The organism is Achromobacter aegrifaciens, from assembly GCF_902859735.1.
GTDB lineage: Bacteria > Pseudomonadota > Gammaproteobacteria > Burkholderiales > Burkholderiaceae_B > Achromobacter > Achromobacter aegrifaciens.
Genome location: NZ_CADIJY010000008.1, coordinates 76,210 through 90,783, shown reverse-complemented (window position 1 = coordinate 90,783; position 14,574 = coordinate 76,210). Strand labels below are relative to the sequence as shown.

Annotated in this window: 14 protein-coding genes; 1 reads left to right on the top strand and 13 read right to left on the bottom strand. The window is 66.1% G+C overall.

All coding sequences use genetic code 11. The annotated features are described in order from the left end of the window. Nucleotides 1–6: 6 nt before the first annotated feature. The 7 genes from pdxJ to HV766_RS21270 form a co-directional block, all read right to left on the bottom strand. Entirely contained in the window at nucleotides 7–747 is a 741-nt protein-coding gene (gene pdxJ, locus HV766_RS21300) for a pyridoxine 5'-phosphate synthase (protein WP_054452886.1), read from the bottom strand. Continuing rightward, nucleotides 744–2,231 carry an efflux transporter outer membrane subunit gene (locus HV766_RS21295; RefSeq protein ID WP_054452888.1) on the bottom strand — a complete coding sequence of 496 codons (1,488 nt, stop codon included), beginning with the start codon at nucleotides 2,229–2,231 and terminating at the stop codon, nucleotides 744–746. The genes pdxJ and HV766_RS21295 overlap by 4 nt, the downstream gene beginning before the upstream one ends. Next, nucleotides 2,228–5,461 carry a multidrug efflux RND transporter permease subunit gene (locus HV766_RS21290; RefSeq protein WP_054452890.1) on the bottom strand — a complete coding sequence of 1,078 codons (3,234 nt, stop codon included), beginning with the start codon at nucleotides 5,459–5,461 and terminating at the stop codon, nucleotides 2,228–2,230. Before HV766_RS21290 ends, HV766_RS21295 begins: the two co-directional genes overlap by 4 nt. Before the next feature lie 62 nt (nucleotides 5,462–5,523). After that, nucleotides 5,524–6,786: an efflux RND transporter periplasmic adaptor subunit gene (locus HV766_RS21285; protein ID WP_054452892.1), complete on the bottom strand. Its 1,263-nt coding sequence runs from the start codon at nucleotides 6,784–6,786 to the stop codon at nucleotides 5,524–5,526. A gap of 196 nt (nucleotides 6,787–6,982) precedes the next feature. Continuing rightward, nucleotides 6,983–7,348 (bottom strand): winged helix-turn-helix domain-containing protein, encoded by a 366-nt coding sequence (locus HV766_RS21280; protein ID WP_054452894.1) that lies wholly within the window; start codon nucleotides 7,346–7,348, stop codon nucleotides 6,983–6,985. 195 nt (nucleotides 7,349–7,543) lie between these two features. Then, nucleotides 7,544–8,737: a DUF3734 domain-containing protein gene (locus HV766_RS21275; protein WP_054452896.1), complete on the bottom strand. Its 1,194-nt coding sequence runs from the start codon at nucleotides 8,735–8,737 to the stop codon at nucleotides 7,544–7,546. A 33-nt stretch (nucleotides 8,738–8,770) separates the two neighbouring features. After that, on the bottom strand, nucleotides 8,771–9,361 hold the full coding sequence (locus tag HV766_RS21270) for a DUF4136 domain-containing protein (protein ID WP_054452898.1): 591 nt from the start codon (nucleotides 9,359–9,361) through the stop codon (nucleotides 8,771–8,773). Between the two features lie 158 nt (nucleotides 9,362–9,519). Between HV766_RS21270 and HV766_RS21265 the strand changes: the two genes are divergently transcribed. Then, entirely contained in the window at nucleotides 9,520–10,314 is a 795-nt protein-coding gene (locus HV766_RS21265; RefSeq protein ID WP_054452900.1) for a TOBE domain-containing protein, read from the top strand. 5 nt (nucleotides 10,315–10,319) lie between these two features. Here the strand turns inward: HV766_RS21265 and HV766_RS21260 are convergent, their stop codons facing one another. The 6 genes from HV766_RS21260 to HV766_RS21235 all read right to left on the bottom strand — a co-directional run bounded on the left by HV766_RS21260 (nucleotide 10,320) and on the right by HV766_RS21235 (nucleotide 14,571). Continuing rightward, a complete protein-coding gene (locus HV766_RS21260) occupies nucleotides 10,320–11,006 on the bottom strand; it encodes an ATP-binding cassette domain-containing protein (RefSeq protein ID WP_088153547.1) in 687 nt (228 codons plus the stop codon). Beyond that, entirely contained in the window at nucleotides 11,003–11,689 is a 687-nt protein-coding gene (gene modB / locus HV766_RS21255) for a molybdate ABC transporter permease subunit (RefSeq protein ID WP_054452904.1), read from the bottom strand. The genes HV766_RS21260 and modB overlap by 4 nt, the downstream gene beginning before the upstream one ends. A 23-nt stretch (nucleotides 11,690–11,712) precedes the next feature. Beyond that, the gene (gene modA / locus HV766_RS21250) at nucleotides 11,713–12,471 is read right to left on the bottom strand and encodes a molybdate ABC transporter substrate-binding protein (RefSeq protein ID WP_054452906.1); all 759 of its coding nucleotides are present in this window, start codon (nucleotides 12,469–12,471) and stop codon (nucleotides 11,713–11,715) included. 117 nt (nucleotides 12,472–12,588) lie between these two features. Further along, nucleotides 12,589–12,939, bottom strand: a complete 351-nt coding sequence (gene speD, locus HV766_RS21245) for an adenosylmethionine decarboxylase (RefSeq protein WP_175181791.1) — start codon at nucleotides 12,937–12,939, stop codon at nucleotides 12,589–12,591. Further along, complete coding sequence (locus HV766_RS21240; RefSeq protein WP_175163941.1) at nucleotides 12,936–13,097, bottom strand: hypothetical protein; 162 nt, start codon at nucleotides 13,095–13,097, stop codon at nucleotides 12,936–12,938. Before HV766_RS21240 ends, speD begins: the two co-directional genes overlap by 4 nt. Before the next feature lie 4 nt (nucleotides 13,098–13,101). After that, the gene (locus HV766_RS21235; protein WP_119449992.1) at nucleotides 13,102–14,571 is read right to left on the bottom strand and encodes a DUF4178 domain-containing protein; all 1,470 of its coding nucleotides are present in this window, start codon (nucleotides 14,569–14,571) and stop codon (nucleotides 13,102–13,104) included. Nucleotides 14,572–14,574 lie beyond the last annotated feature (3 nt).

The window sequence follows — 14,574 nt, the reverse complement described above, 5'->3', positions numbered from 1 at the left end:
TCGCGGTCACAGCCCGCGCAGCGCTTGCAGGCGGGCCTGCACCATCAGCGCCTTCATGTCGCGCACCGCTTTTTCCCAGCCGTCGAACACCGCCTGCGCCACGATGGCGTGGCCGATGTTGAGTTCGGAAATGCCTTCCAGCGCGGCCACCGGCTTGACGTTGCCGTAATGCAGGCCGTGGCCTGCGTTCACGCGCAAGCCGTGGCGCAGCCCTTCGGTCACGGCCAGGCGCAAGCGCTGCAGTTCGGCCTCGGCGGCCTCGCCTTCAGCTTCGGCGTAGGCGCCGGTGTGCAATTCGATCACCGGCGCGCCGGCCTTGGCCGCGGCCGCGATCTGCACGGGATCCGGATCGATGAAGAGCGACACGCGGATGCCGGCCTCGGCCAGCAGGCCCACCGCATCCGACACCGGCCCCATGGCGCCCGCGACTTCCAGGCCGCCTTCGGTCGTCAGTTCGGTGCGCTTTTCGGGCACCAGGCAAACGTCGCTGGGCTTGACCGCGCAGGCGATCTCCAGCATTTCCGCCGTCACCGCGCATTCCAGGTTCATGCGCGTACGCAATTGCGGACGCATGGCGTAGACGTCCTTGTCCTGGATATGGCGCCGGTCTTCACGCAGATGCAGCGTGATCAGATCGGCGCCGGCGTCCTCCGCGCGCAGCGCGGCGAGCACCGGGTCCGGATAGGTCGTGTGGCGCTGTTGCCGCAGCGTGGCAACGTGATCGATGTTTACACCAAGTTCTATCATTGCACTTTCGTTGTTTCTTCCCAGCCGCCGCCCAGGGCCTTGTACAGCTCCACGCGGTTGATCAGCGCGGCCAGGCCAGTCTGGACCAGGGCGAGCTGGGCATTGAAAAAGTCCACCTGCGCGGTCTGCACCTGCAGGTAGCTGTCGATACCATTGGTATAACGCAGATTCGACAGTTCCAGCGTGCGGCCGGACGCGTCCTGCAGGGCGCGCTGGGCATCCAGTTGCGCCCCGTAGGTGGCTTCGCCGGCCAGCGCGTCCGACACTTCGCGGAACGCCTGCTGGATGGACTGTTCGTACTGCGCCACGGCGATATTGTCGCGCGCCTTGGCCAGGTTCAGCCCTTCGCGGATGCTGCCGCCGGCAAACAGCGGCGTGGTGATCGACGGCGAGAAGCTCCAATAGCCCTGGCCGCCCTTGAACAGGTCGCCCAACGAGGGGCTGGCCACCCCTAGCAGGCCGGTCAGCGAGATGGTCGGGAAGAACGCCGCGCGCGCCGCGCCGATATTGGCGTTGGCGGACAGCAGCTGGTTTTCCGCGGCCATGATGTCCGGACGGCGCTCGAGCAGATCGGACGGCAGGCCGGCTGGCACCGTCGCCAGAAGCTGGTCGCGGCCGAACACGGCCGGCGCCGGCAGGTCCGGCGGCAAGGGCGTGCCGACCAGCAGCACCAGCGCGTTCATGGCCTGGGCCTGGGCGCGGGCCAGTTGAGCCAGATCGGACGAGGCCGTATCCAGCAGCGACTTGGCCTGGTTCAGGTCCAGCTCCGAAGCCACGCCGCCGTCGAAACGCCGCTTGACCAGGTCATAGGATTCCTGGCGCGACGCCAGGGTGCGCTGCGTCAGGTCCAGCTGGACCTCGGCGGCGCGCAGGTTGAAGTACGACTGCGCGACCGCGCCGACCAGCGTGATCTGCGCACTCTTCTGCGCCTGCTCGGTCGACAGGTACTGCTGATACGCCGCCTCGGAGAGGTTGCGCAGGCGGCCGAACAGGTCGATCTCGAAGGTGGTCAGGCCGATGCCTGCCTGGTACGAGCTGCTGATCGAACCCGCGCCGGGCTGCCGCATGTTCTGGGGCAGATGCTGACGCTGGCCCTGGATGCCGGCGCCGATGCTGGGCCATTGCGCGCCGCGCTGGATGCCGTATTGGGCGCGAGCCTCTTCCACGCGTTCCACCGCCACGCGCAGGTCGCGGTTGTTGACCAGCGCCAGCTCGATCAGGCTTTGCAGGCGCGGATCGCGGAAGAACTCGCGCCAGCCCAGATTGGCCGCCGGCGTGCCGTCCTGCGGCATGACCGCGGTGGACGGCTGGGTGCCCAGCGAGGTGGGCTTGGCGTAGCCGCCATACTGCACCTTGGGCTGATCGGGCCACGTACCGGAAACCGGCGCATCGGGGCGCTTGTAATCGGGCGCCAGCGAGCAGCCGGCCAACGCCACCGCCACGAAAGCGGACAAGGCGGTCTGTTTGAACTTCAGGGCTTTCATTCCTTGCCCTCCTGGCCACCGTTGGGTTGTGCGGGATGTTGCGCGGGCGCGTCCGGCGCAGCCTGTCCGGCTGCGGCCTTCTTGGCCGCCTGCTCTTCTTCGAAGGCGCGCAGTTCAGCGCCCAACAGGCGCGGACGGGTCTTGAACAGGCCCAGCACCACCACGAAGAAGGTCGGCACGAAAATCACCGCGAACGGCGTGGCGGCCAACATGCCGCCCAGCACGCCCAGACCCACGGCGCGCTGGCTGGCGGCGCCTGCGCCGGTCGCCATGGCCAGGGGCACCACGCCCAGGATGAAGGCCAGCGACGTCATCAAGATGGGACGGAACCGCAGCCTCGCGGCTTCCACCGCGGATTCATACAGCCCCATGCCGCGGGCGTACTGGTCCTTGGCGAATTCCACGATAAGAATGGCGTTCTTGGCCGCCAAGCCGATCACGGTCACCATGCCCACCTGGAAGTACACGTCGTTGGACATGCCCAGCGCGCTGATCAACGCCACCGCGCCCAGCATGCCCAGCGGCACCACCAGCATCACCGAAATCGGGATGGCCCAGCTTTCATACAGGGCGGCCAGCACCAGGAACACCACCAGCAGCGACAGGCCCATCAGGATCGGAGCCTGGTTGCCGGCCTGGCGTTCCTGGTAGGAAAGGCCGTTCCACTCGTAGCCGAAGCCCTGCGGCAACTGGCCCACCAGACGCTCCATCTCGGCCATCGCCTCGCCCGTGGTGTAACCAGGGGCGGCGTCGCCGCCGATACGCATGGACTCGTAGCTGTTGTAGCGCACCACCTGCACCGGACCCTGCTTCCACTCGGCCTTGACGAAGGTGGACAGCGGCACCATGCCGCCCTGGCTGTTGCGGGCGTTCAGCTGCAGCACGTCATTGAGCTGCATGCGGTACGGCGCGTCGGCCTGCACCCAGATGTTCTGCATCCGGCCCAGGTTGGGGAACTTGCTCAGGTAGGCGGAGCCGACCGCGGTGGAAATCAGCGAGGCAGCCTCGTTGAAGTCCACGCCCAGCGCAGCCGCTTTCTCGCGGTCGATGGTCAGGCTGAGCTGCGCGCCCGGCCCCAGGCCGGTGATGCGCACCTGCGACAGCACGGGGCTCTTCATGACCAGGCCCATGAGTTCGCCGGTGGCCGCGGCCAGGGCGGCGGAACCCGCCGCGCCGCGATCCTGCAGGCGGAAGTCGAAGCCGGTCGCGTTGCCCAGGGACGAAATGGCGGGTGGCACCAAGGTGAACACCTGCGCGTCATGGATGCCCATCAGCTGCTTTTCGAAGGCATGGAAGGCAATGGCGCCCGCCGAGTCCTGGCGCGACTTGCGCTCGCTGAAGTCCTTCAGCGTGACGAAGGCGATAGCGGCGTTCAGGCCGTTGCCGTTGAAGCTGTAGCCCTGCACGGCGATGATGTTCTCGACCGCGGGCACGTCCGAGAAGTACTTCTCGACCTGCTCGATGACCTCGACCGTGCGGTTGGCGGTAGCGCCGGTGGGCAGCTCGATGTTGCTGACCACGTAGCCCTGGTCTTCCTCGGGCAGGAAGGACGAAGGCAGGCGCAGGTACAGCCAGCCCAGCAGCACGACCAGCAGCAGGAACGCCAGCATCATGCGGCCGCCCTTGTGCAGGATGCGCGACACCCAGTTCTGGTAGTTGTGGGTGGTGGCGTCGAACTTGCGGTTGAACCAGCCGAAGAAGCCCTTCTTGTCCTCGTGGTGGCCCTTGGGCACCGGCTTGAGGATGGTGGCGCACAGCGCCGGGGTGAAGGTCAGGGCCAGCAGTGCCGAGAAGAAGATCGACACGGCCATCGCGATCGAGAACTGGCGGTAGATCACACCCACCGAACCGCTCATGAAGGCCAGCGGCAGGAACACCGTCACCAGCACCAGCGTAATGCCGATGATGGCGCCGCTGATCTGCGGCATCGCTTTCTTGGTGGCTTCCTTGGGTGGCAAGCCCTCTGTGGACATGATCCGCTCGACGTTTTCCACCACCACGATGGCGTCGTCCACCAGAATCCCGATGGCCAGCACCATGGCGAACATGGTCAGCACGTTGATGGAGAACCCGAGCGCCAGCATCACCGCGAACGCCCCCAGCATGGCCACCGGCACCACCAGGGCCGGGATCAGGGTGTAGCGGACATTCTGCAGGAACAGGTACATCACCAGGAACACCAGCACCATGGCTTCCGCCAGGGTGTGGACCACCTGCTCGATGGACACCTTGACGTAGGGCGCCGTGTCGTACGGAATGGAGTACGTGATGTTGCCCGGGAAGTACTTGGACAGCTCTTCCATCTGCTGGCGCACGCCCTGGGCGGTGGCCAGCGCGTTGGCGTTGGGCGACAGCACGATGGCGAATGCGGCCGTCGGCTTGCCGTTCAGGCGGGCGCCGAACTGGTAGTTGTCCGCGCCGACTTCGATGCGGGCGACGTCGCGCAGCAGCACCTTGGAGCCGTCGGTGTTGGCGCGCAGGACGATCTTGCCGAAGCCCTCCACCGTGCTCAGCTGGCCGTTGGCCGTGACCGTGGCGGTGATGCGCTGCGAATCCGGGTTGGGCGGCGCGCCGATGCTGCCGCCGGAAATCACCACGTTCTGCTGGGCGATGGCCTGGTTGACCTGCGACATGCTCAGGTTGAACCCGACCAGCTTGGCGGGATCGACCCACACGCGCATGGCGCGCGGCGCCGCGAACAGCTGGAACTGGCCCACGCCGGGCACGCGGGAAACCGGGTTCTTGATGTTGCGGGTGATGTAGTCGGCCAGCGCCGTCTGGTCCAGCGAACCGTCCGTGGACGACACCGCCGCCACCATCAGGAAGCCGGTACTGGTCTGCTCATATTGCAGGCCCTGCTGCTGCACGGCGGTGGGCAACTGCGCGACCACGTTGGACACGCGGTTCTGCACGTCCACCTGCGCCAAGTCTGGATTGGTGCCCGGAGCGAAGGTCGCGGTGATGGTCGAGGTGCCGTAGGAATCGCTGACCGACTCGTAGTAGATCAGGCCCTTGGCGCCGTTGAGCTGGTCTTCGATGATACTGGTGACCTGCTCGGCCACTTCGTTGGCCGACGCGCCGGGGTACGTGGCCGTGATCGTGATCGCGGGCGGCGCTACGTCCGGGTACTGCGAAATCGGCATGTTCGGGATCGCCAGCACCCCGGCCAGCAGGATGAACAGGGCGACTACCCAGGCGAAAATCGGTCTATCAATAAAAAATTGCGGCATGTGGGCTGACTCTGAAAGCGATGCTCACCAAAGAGGAACGCGGCGCTTGCGCCGCGTGCCGCTTAAGATTTCTGGCCTGCGGCCTTGTCCTGCTGCGCAGGTTCGGCCGGCTTGGCGCCAGGCTGCGGGGCGGATTCCGCTGGCTTGGCACCCGGTTGCGCGGGCGCCTGGCCGCCCGGGGCGGGCGTGCCGTTCTTCCATTCGCTGGCCTGAACCGGAGCGCCCGGGCGAACCTTCTGGAATCCTTCCACCACGACCACGTCGCCGGCCTTCAGGCCGCTGGTGACGATCCAGTTGCTCTTGAGGGCGCCGCCGGTGGTGACCGGAATCTGCTCGATCTTGTTGTCCTTGACCAGCATCAGGCTTTGCAGACCGTCCGCGGTACGCTGCAGCGCTTGCTGCGGCACCATCAGGGCCTTGTCGTCCACGCCCTGCTCGAGGCGCACGCGCACGTACATGCCGGGCAGCAGGATGCCATCGGGGTTGGGGACTTCGGCGCGCAGGTTCACCTGGCCCGTGGTCGGATCCACGGTGATGCCGGTGAACAGCAGCTTGCCCGGCTGGCCGTATTCGGAGCCGTCTTCCAGCACGATGGTGGCGCGCGCCGTATCCTTGCCGACCTGTTGCAGTTGGCCGCTGGCGAAGGCGCGGCGCAAGGATGCGAGTTCCGCGGTGGACTGGGTGAAGTCGACGTAGATCGGATCCAGCTGCTGCACCGTGGCCATCTGCGTGGCCGAAGTGGCCTCGACCAGCGCGCCTTCGGTGACCAGCGGCTTGCCGATGCGGCCGGTAATGGGCGAGGTGACGTCGGTGTAGCCGAGGTTGATGGCGGCATTGTCCTGCGCCGCCTTGGCGGCGGCGACGGAGGCGTCGGCCTGGCGGTACGAAGCCACGGCGTTGTCGTATTCCTGCTTGCTGACGGCGTTGGCCTTGACCAGCGGGGCGTAACGGTCGGCCAGCAGCTTGGCGCTGAACAGGTTGGCCTGCGCCTGCTTGAGCTGCGCCGTCGCCTGATCGTAGGCAGCCTTGTAGGGCGCCGGATCGATCTTGAAGAGCAGTTGGTTTTCCTTGACGTCACCGCCTTGCTCGAAGGCGATCTTCTGGACGATGCCGGTGACCCGCGAACGGATCTGCGCATCCCGGACGGCGTCGACGCGGCCGGGCAATTCGGACACGATGGGCGCGCGCTGCGGCTGGATCGTAATGACGCTGACCTGGGGCATGCCTGGATTCATGTGCGGCTTTTCGCCGCAACCAGCCAATATCAGTGCGAGGACCCCGCCGGAAAAAGCCAGCCCTGAAACACGTTTAGGCGAAAACCGCATTGAAACCCCCGCGTAGCGTAATTAACCGTAATCGCGTCATGTAATCGCAGTATTTAAGCGCGGCATTGGCCACGTTAAATAAGAAGCATGCGTCATCAAGGCACGTAATCAGCCCAGTAATGTAACTCAGTTATTGGGGAAATCACTGATTTTTAGTGCTTCAAATGCCACGCGCGCGGGGATTTCATACAACAGATCAGCTCTCGGAAAGCTCCCGCAACTTGCCCAGGAACACATAGCCCATGCCGTGCACGGTATGCAGCGGCAGCCTGGCGCCGGCCAGCAGGACCTTGCCGCGCAGGCGGCAGATCGCCACATTCAGTGTGCGCATGGTGGTGCGTTTGCGCACCGCCATGAATTCATCGCGCCGCAATTCCCTGGCGGGATTGCCCGCCAGGCAAAGCAGGCAGGTACGCTCCAGGGCTGTCAGGCCGATGCGGGCTCCATGGGGCGTAAGCAGTGTCCAGCCCTGGTAGACCAGGGACCACCAGCCGTCCATGGCGTAAGAAGTGTCGGCCGCGCGGGCGGGCGCGACCTGTGCAAGGCGAGCGGGGGCATTCACGACGGATCTCCACCAGGAAGGCCCGCGCCGCACGGGGTGGCGGCCGGTTCCCGGAACAAGGTTGCAATTGGCCCCGAAAGCCTACCGCTGGAACCCGTGGGCGTTGAAATTGCAAGGCATCTATAAGACCAATCCGGCAGGAAATCCGTCCGGACTTTGTCCAGATGTGCCGCACTCGCCCCCCTGCCCGCCAGCTCAGGTGCGCTTGCCGTTGCGATGGATATCGTGAGTGACGAAACAACTGTCCTGGGTCGGACGGGCCAGGATCCCGGGCTTGGCGAGCGTCGCGCGGATGTCGGCCAGGCCCGACTCCCAGTGCTCGCGCATGGCCTCGGTGCCGAATTCGTAGTCCTTGGAAAAGCGCTCGCGGTGCTTGGACTCGTAGATGAGGTTGATGATGTTGGTGGCCGGCGTATGGGACAGCTTGCGGATCTCGGCGAACTCCGCCGCGTTGCGCTCGGCCGCCGGCAGCTTCGCCAGCAGGCGTTGCAGGCCGTGGCGCAGCTTGAGCACGCGCCGCAGCTGGTCCGTGACCAGGCGGGTGCGGCTGGAGTACTGGATATCCTTCTGGCGCTCGGCCACTTCCTCCAGGTTGCTCGGCAGGCCGCCGCGCGCTGGCCACAGATCGACCTGGAACGCCAGCGTGTCCCGCATGCTGTCGGTGGTCAGCACTTGTGCCAGCGGCGTGTTGGACACGACGCCGCCGTCCCAATAGTGTTCGCCGTCGATCTCGACGGAAGGGAAGCCTGGCGGCAAGGCGCCCGAGGCCATGATGTGCTCGGGCCGCAGCGTGTCCTTCAGGCTGTCGAAGTAGGCGAAGTTGCCGGTCCGCACGTTGACCACGCCAAAGCTGGCGCGCACGGCCCCGCTATTGAGCAGGTCGAAGTCCACGAACTCCCGCAAGGTCGCAGCCAGCGGCGTGGTGTCGTAGAAGCTGGTGGACGCCGCGCCCCTGCCATGCACCAGGTAGGGCGGCGGAAAACGCGGTTTGAAGAAGCCTGGCTGGCCCGAGAACAAGGCCTGGAAGGCTGACACATGCCCGTTCATGACCGGCGAACCAAAGCCGAACGGCAAGCCTTCGAACATGGGACCGAGCGTCTCGCCCCAGGGTACCGAAGCGAAACCCGCCGGCCGGCAGATGGCTTCCCAGAAGCCGCGCAGGCGCTCCACGCGCTCGTCCTCGGGCGACCCCGCGATGATGGCCGCGTTGATCGACCCGATGGAAATGCCGGAAATCCAGTTGGGCCGGATACCCGCTTCGTGCAGCCCCTGGTACACCCCGGCCTGGTAGGCCCCCAGCGCCCCGCCGCCTTGCAGCACCAGGGCGACGACTTCATAGGGCGGCGTATCGCCGGTGTCTTGCTTCGGAGCCTTGCGGCGAGTACTCATGCGGCTTCCTCTAGGCAGGGCCGGCGGACCGCCCTACTTGCTTTTGTCCGGCAACTGCGGCGCAGCCACGCCGGCGCGGAACGGATACTTGGAGAAGATCTGCGCTACCACCTTGTCCGTGTTCTCGGGCGAGGCGCTGGCATCGGGCTGGACCTCGCCCACCGCCACGCCTTCCCACACCAGCTGCCTGCGGCGCGCGTCGACGAGGTCGATGTTCAAGGTGCCCTCAGTATATTGGTAGACGTCATCGCCCCAGCCGTAGCCGGGCCAGCCGCCATAGAAGCCGGCGCGATAGCCGTAGTACGGACCCATGGGCGGCGCGGCCGGAGTGACCTGCACCTTCTGCTGCAGCTTGGCGCTGAAGTTGACCAGCAGGTCGGGATTTGCTGCGCTATAGGTATAGCCGCGCATTTCCATCTGGCCGCGCGTGGCGTTCTTCAGGCGCTCGGTCAGCAAGGTGCTGTAGCCGGCCTTGTCGGTGCCCAACGGCGTCATGTACCCGAAGGTTCGGTACTGCGCGAAATTTGCCTGATGATCGTAGTCGCTCTTGACGTCAGGGCCAGTGGCGCAGGCCGCCAACAACGCCGTCATGGAACCCGCAGCCAGCAATTTGAACGCTTTCATGTCGTTTTCTCCGTGAGCCCGATGCCTGAACATAGTGCCGCGAAGCCTGCAAAATTTCAACAGAATCTCATTCGCATCGCGTCCGCCGTGAACCACGGGCACAGCCCCCGTCCATTACACTTTCAGCTATCCCATACCCTGACCACGGCACGACAAAGATGTTGGAACTCGACGGCTCGATTTGGTTTCGCTCCGGCGCCCAGACCTGGGGCGGAAAAAACCGCATAGACCTGCTGGCGCAGATCGACGCCACGGGATCCATCACGGCCGCCGCGCGCGCCGTGGGCATGAGCTACAAGGGCGCATGGGACGCCATCGACGCCATGAACAATCTGGCGGGCGAGCCTTTGGTGATCAGGGCCGCCGGCGGCAAGGGCGGCGGCGGCACGCGCCTGACGGACCGCGCGCGCGGCCTGATCGGCACCTTCCGCGCCCTGGAAGCCGAACACCGCAAGTTCATGGAAAACCTGACCCGCGCTGGCGTGAACGCCAGTGGCGACATCGATCTCATGAGGCGTTTCATGCTCAAGACCAGCGCACGCAACAAACTGCTAGGCACCGTCATCCAGATCCGCGCCGGCGCCGTCAATGACGAAATCGTGCTGCGCATCGCGGGGGGCCTGACCATCACGGCCACCATCACCCGTGAAAGCACGCAGGAATTGGGGCTGGCGACCGGCAAGGAAGCCATCGCGCTGATCAAGGCGTCGTCCGTCATCGTGGGCGCGCCCGGCCCCGGCCTGCGCCTGTCGGCGCGTAATCAGCTGCCGGGCAAGATCACGGCATTGCGCCCGGGCGCCGTCAATAGCGAGATCCTGATCGGACTGGACGGCGGCATGACGCTGGCGGCCATCGTCACCAATGAAAGCGCGCAGGACCTGGGATTGGACGCAGGCGCCGACGCGGTGGCGATCTTCAAGGCTTCCAGCGTGATTCTGGGCGTGCTGGACTGAGCCGATCAGACGCCCACGTCTTCATCGTGGCGTCGCACCCTGCCCTCGCGCACTTCGAACACCTCGTCGGCCAGCGCATCCACATCCGCCGGGTCGTGCGTGATCAGCAGCATCGGCACGTCCAGCTGGCGCTGCAAGGCATTCAGTTCCAGCCGCATCTTGCCGCGCAACTGCGAATCCAGCGCTGAAAAGGGCTCGTCCAGCAGCAGGATGTCGGGCCGCAGCATGAGGGCTCGAGCCAACGCCACCCGCTGCTTCTGGCCGCCGGATATCTCGCTGGGATAGCTGCCCACGATGGAACCCAGCTCGAACGCGTCCACCCAGCGCTGCGCCTCGGGCCCAACCTCGCGCCGGGGCGGGTTGCGCCAGCCGCGGCGCAGCCCGAAAGCGATGTTCTGCGCCACTGTCAGGTGGGGAAACAGGGCGTAGTCCTGGAACAGGTAGGCCACCCGGCGCGATTGCGCCGGCAGGTTGACGCCGGCGTCCGTGTCGAACAGCACGCGGCCATTGATCTCGATGCGGCCCGCGTCAGGGCGCAGCAGGCCCGCCACCGCGCGCAGGGTCAGGCTCTTGCCCGCGCCCGAGGGGCCGAACAGCGCTATACGCTTGGCTGACGAATCGAATGCGACGTCCAGCGCGAAGCGCCGGTCGCCGGACACCATCTGCTTGCGCACCTGGATGCTGACGCTCATAGCGCGCTCCCGTTGCGCCGGCCGCTGCTGACGGGCACCAGCTTGCCGGCCAGCAGCAGGACCACCACGCAGGTCACCGAGGTGACCAGCACCAGCATGTTGGCCGTGGCGTCGTCGCCCGCCTGCACCGCCTCGTAGATGGCGACCGACAGAGTCTGTGTCCGTCCCGGCAGGTTGCCGGCGATCATCAGCGTGGCGCCGAATTCGCCCAGCGCCCGCGCGAAGGCCAGCAGCACCCCGGCGGCGATGCCGCGCGCGGCCAGCGGCAAGGTGACGCGGAAGAAGACCCCCGCTTCGCACACGCCCAACACGCGCGCCGCGCTTTCCAGTTGGCTATCAACGTTCTCGAAGGCGGCCCGGGCGGATTTGAACACCAGCGGAAAAGCCACCACCGAAGCCGCGATCACCGCGCCCTGCCAGGTGAAGACCAGTTCGATGCCCCAGCCCGCCAGCGTCTCGCCGATGATGCCGCGGCGCCCCAGGAGCACCAGCAGGTAGTAGCCGAGCACCGTGGGCGGCAACACCAGCGGCAAGGTCAACAGCGCGTCCAGCAGGTCGCGCCCCGGCCAGCGCCAGCGCGACAGGCCATAAGCCGCGGCGGTGCCCGCCACGGTCGCCAACAGCGTTGCCCAGCCCGCCACTTTCAGGGAAAGCAGCAGGGGCACCCAAACCGGATCACTCATCAATGCCTACGATTCAACGGATATCAGGGCTTCTGGAAGCCGTAGCGCGACAGTATCGCCTGACCTGCGGGAGACAGCACATAGGCAACGAAGCTTTCGGCTTCCTTGGCAGCGGCTTCACGGGTGGTGACGGCGATGGGATAGGTAACCGGCGTCTGCGAAGGCACGCGTACCGCGACCTTGACCTTGTCCGCCATGATGGCCGCGTCGGTCGCGAACACGAAGCCCGCATCGACCTCGCCGCGCGCCACGTAGTCCAGGCTCTGGCGCACGTTCTGGGCCAGCACGCTCTTGGCCTGCACCGCGCTCCAGAGGCCGGCCGTCTCCAGCGCGCCCTGCGTGTAGCGGCCCACCGGCACCGATGCCGGGTTGCCATAGGCGATGCGCTTGATGTCGTCGCGGGTCAGGTCCTTGAGCGCGGTGATGTTGGCCTTGCTGTCCGTCGGGACGATCAGCACCACCTGATTGGCGGCAAAGTCCACGCGGGAGGCCGGCTTGACGGCCTTTTCCTCGACCGCCTTGTCCATGGCCTTCTGGTCCGCCGAGGCGAACACATCGGCCGGCGCGCCCTTGACGATCTGCTGCAGCAGCACGTCGGACGCGCCGAAGTTCAGGATGACCTTGGTGCCGGCATGCTCTTTTTCGTAGCCTTGCGCGACCTCCTTGAAGGCGTTGGTCAGGCTGGCGGCGGCCGACACCACCAGGTCGCCGGCAGTGGCGTTGGCGCTCCATGCGGCGGCCAGCGCCAAGGACAGCGCCACGATCGGACGTTTGCGGAACATGTTCTTCTCCCGGGGAAATCGCTAAGTCGGTAACGAAATATATATAGGTATATAACGCTCGTCAATTTGGCTGCCCAGGGAGCATTGAGCAATATCAAGGAGTGGCGGGCGCGGGCTTCAGCCGCGCGCCACCGTGGTCGCGTGCACCGCATCGGGCGCCAGCCGCGCCTGCAGGTGCTCCAGCGCCAGCTCGGGCCGCGCCGCGCCGCACATGAAGATGTCCAGCGCCGCGAACGCATGCTCGGGCCAGGTGTGGATGCTGATGTGGGATTCGCTCAGCAGGACCACGCCGGTCACGCCCGCGCCCTCGCCGAAATGATGGAAGTGCGCGCTCAGCACGTGCGCGCCCGCCGCCTGCGCCGCGGCGATCAGGTCGCGTTCCAGCGCTTGCGCGTCTGTCAGGCGATCCGCCGGCACGCCGCGGAAATCCGCCAGCACGTGGCGGCCGGGTGTGGCGTGCGGGGTCACTTGTGGGACCCGCCCGAGGACCAGCCCGATCCGCCCGAAGAACTGCTGCCCCAGCTGCTGCTGGAGCCGCCGCTGGACATGCGCGCACCGGGGGTGTTGAAGCCGGTGGCGAAAATCACCACCACGATGGCGTAGACGGTGTAAAAGAGCTTGCCCATCCTGTTATTCGTCCTTGCCAGATAATTTGTCCGCCACCGCCGCCGGAATCCACAGGAACGCCGCGCCGATCAGGATCGGGACGATGCCGCCACTGAAAATGGTGTCGATATTCAGGAAGGCCAGCACGATCATGGCCGTCCAGGCGAACTTGCGATAGCCCCCGGGCTTGCCACTGAGCGGCATGGCCTTCTGCTTGGCAAGTTCGGGATCGCCGAACCATTCAGCCAACTGCGCCGGCGCCACCGGCCCCGAGGCGGACCAGCCCAATTCGGACTCGCTCAGTTCGCGGGTCAGCTTGAGGTTGCCGGCCTTGTAATCCGTGATCTTGGTGCTGTCGCCGACCTTGACGCGCCAGTTGAAGGCGCCCAGGGCCAGTTCCACGCGCGAGGTGTAGTCGTACAGCTTCTGATAAAGCTTGGAGCGCCAGCGCACGCTGCTGGCGTTGTTGTGGCTGGGCCAGGTGTCGCATACCTGCACCCGCTCCCAGCCCTCGTCGGTTTCCACCAGCCAGATGAAACCCTTTGCGGGATTGAACAGCAGGTATTCGATCCAGTCGGACGGTTCCTCGGGATCCGGATCGGCGCACTTCATCAGGCCGATGAGCGTATAGGACGCGCCATCGATCTTGGCCACCGCGCCCAGCGACAAGGTGGTCTTGATGGCTTTGACCTTGCGGGCCTTTTCGATGACCTCGGCCGTGGGCCCCGAGCAGTCGACCGCGGCGGCGCACGAGGGGCAGACCACTTGCGTGGCCATGGCGGCCACGAAGCTTATCGGGCCGCCGCAGTTGGGGCAGTCCAGCGCCTTGATCTGGCCGCGGAAACGGCCGGCGGTCTCCTCGACCTGCTCGTTGGTCCGCAGCGATGCCGCCTGCATCGCGGACAGGTCGAATGCCTTGCCGATGTACAGCTCGGGCTCGGGCCCGTCGGAAAAGTCCAGCGTCAGGAACGCGTCCAGGCAGCGGTAGTCGGCCACCTTGGCCAGCCAACCTTCGCCCGGCACGAAGGGCAACTCGCCTTGCGTGCCGCCCGCCTGGCAGGCGCGCACGTCGGCGGCCGTGAAGCGCTGGCCGTCCAGCTTCAGTTCATCGCCGGGCGCGATGTCGTCGAACGCCGGCATGCCCTGCGTAGACTTGACCTTGCGCCGCCGGGTCACGGCGTACTGGCCCGACGCGTCCGACAGCCAGCCGTCGGAACCGTCCTCGAACCACAGGTACCACTCGTTCCAGAAGCCGTCGTCGTAGCGCAGCTGGACGCGGCCGATCAGGTCGAAGCGCTTGCCTTCATAAGTGCCGGCCGCGCCCAGGCACAAGGGCGAGTAGTCCTCCAGGACCTCGGCCGCCTCGCCGATGCGCTTGACCGACTCGGCGTCCTTCAGCAAGGTGCTGCGGCAGGCGCCGCAGACCGCCATGACCGATGCCGCGGACGTGAACTTGACTGGGGCGCCGCACTGCGGACACAGAACCTGCTGCATGGA

Coding starts and splice junctions, on each gene's coding strand:
- modB (WP_054452904.1), bottom strand. CDS start 11,689: ATGAGTGATCCGGTTTGGGTGCCCCTGCTGCTTTCCCTGAAAGTGGCG.
- HV766_RS21275 (WP_054452896.1), bottom strand. CDS start 8,737: ATGAGTACTCGCCGCAAGGCTCCGAAGCAAGACACCGGCGATACGCCG.
- HV766_RS21285 (WP_054452892.1), bottom strand. CDS start 6,786: ATGCGGTTTTCGCCTAAACGTGTTTCAGGGCTGGCTTTTTCCGGCGGG.
- HV766_RS21235 (WP_119449992.1), bottom strand. CDS start 14,571: ATGCAGCAGGTTCTGTGTCCGCAGTGCGGCGCCCCAGTCAAGTTCACG.
- HV766_RS21260 (WP_088153547.1), bottom strand. CDS start 11,006: ATGAGCGTCAGCATCCAGGTGCGCAAGCAGATGGTGTCCGGCGACCGG.
- HV766_RS21290 (WP_054452890.1), bottom strand. CDS start 5,461: ATGCCGCAATTTTTTATTGATAGACCGATTTTCGCCTGGGTAGTCGCC.
- HV766_RS21270 (WP_054452898.1), bottom strand. CDS start 9,361: ATGAAAGCGTTCAAATTGCTGGCTGCGGGTTCCATGACGGCGTTGTTG.
- HV766_RS21265 (WP_054452900.1), top strand. CDS start 9,520: ATGTTGGAACTCGACGGCTCGATTTGGTTTCGCTCCGGCGCCCAGACC.
- HV766_RS21295 (WP_054452888.1), bottom strand. CDS start 2,231: ATGAAAGCCCTGAAGTTCAAACAGACCGCCTTGTCCGCTTTCGTGGCG.
- modA (WP_054452906.1), bottom strand. CDS start 12,471: ATGTTCCGCAAACGTCCGATCGTGGCGCTGTCCTTGGCGCTGGCCGCC.
- pdxJ (WP_054452886.1), bottom strand. CDS start 747: ATGATAGAACTTGGTGTAAACATCGATCACGTTGCCACGCTGCGGCAA.
- HV766_RS21240 (WP_175163941.1), bottom strand. CDS start 13,097: ATGGGCAAGCTCTTTTACACCGTCTACGCCATCGTGGTGGTGATTTTC.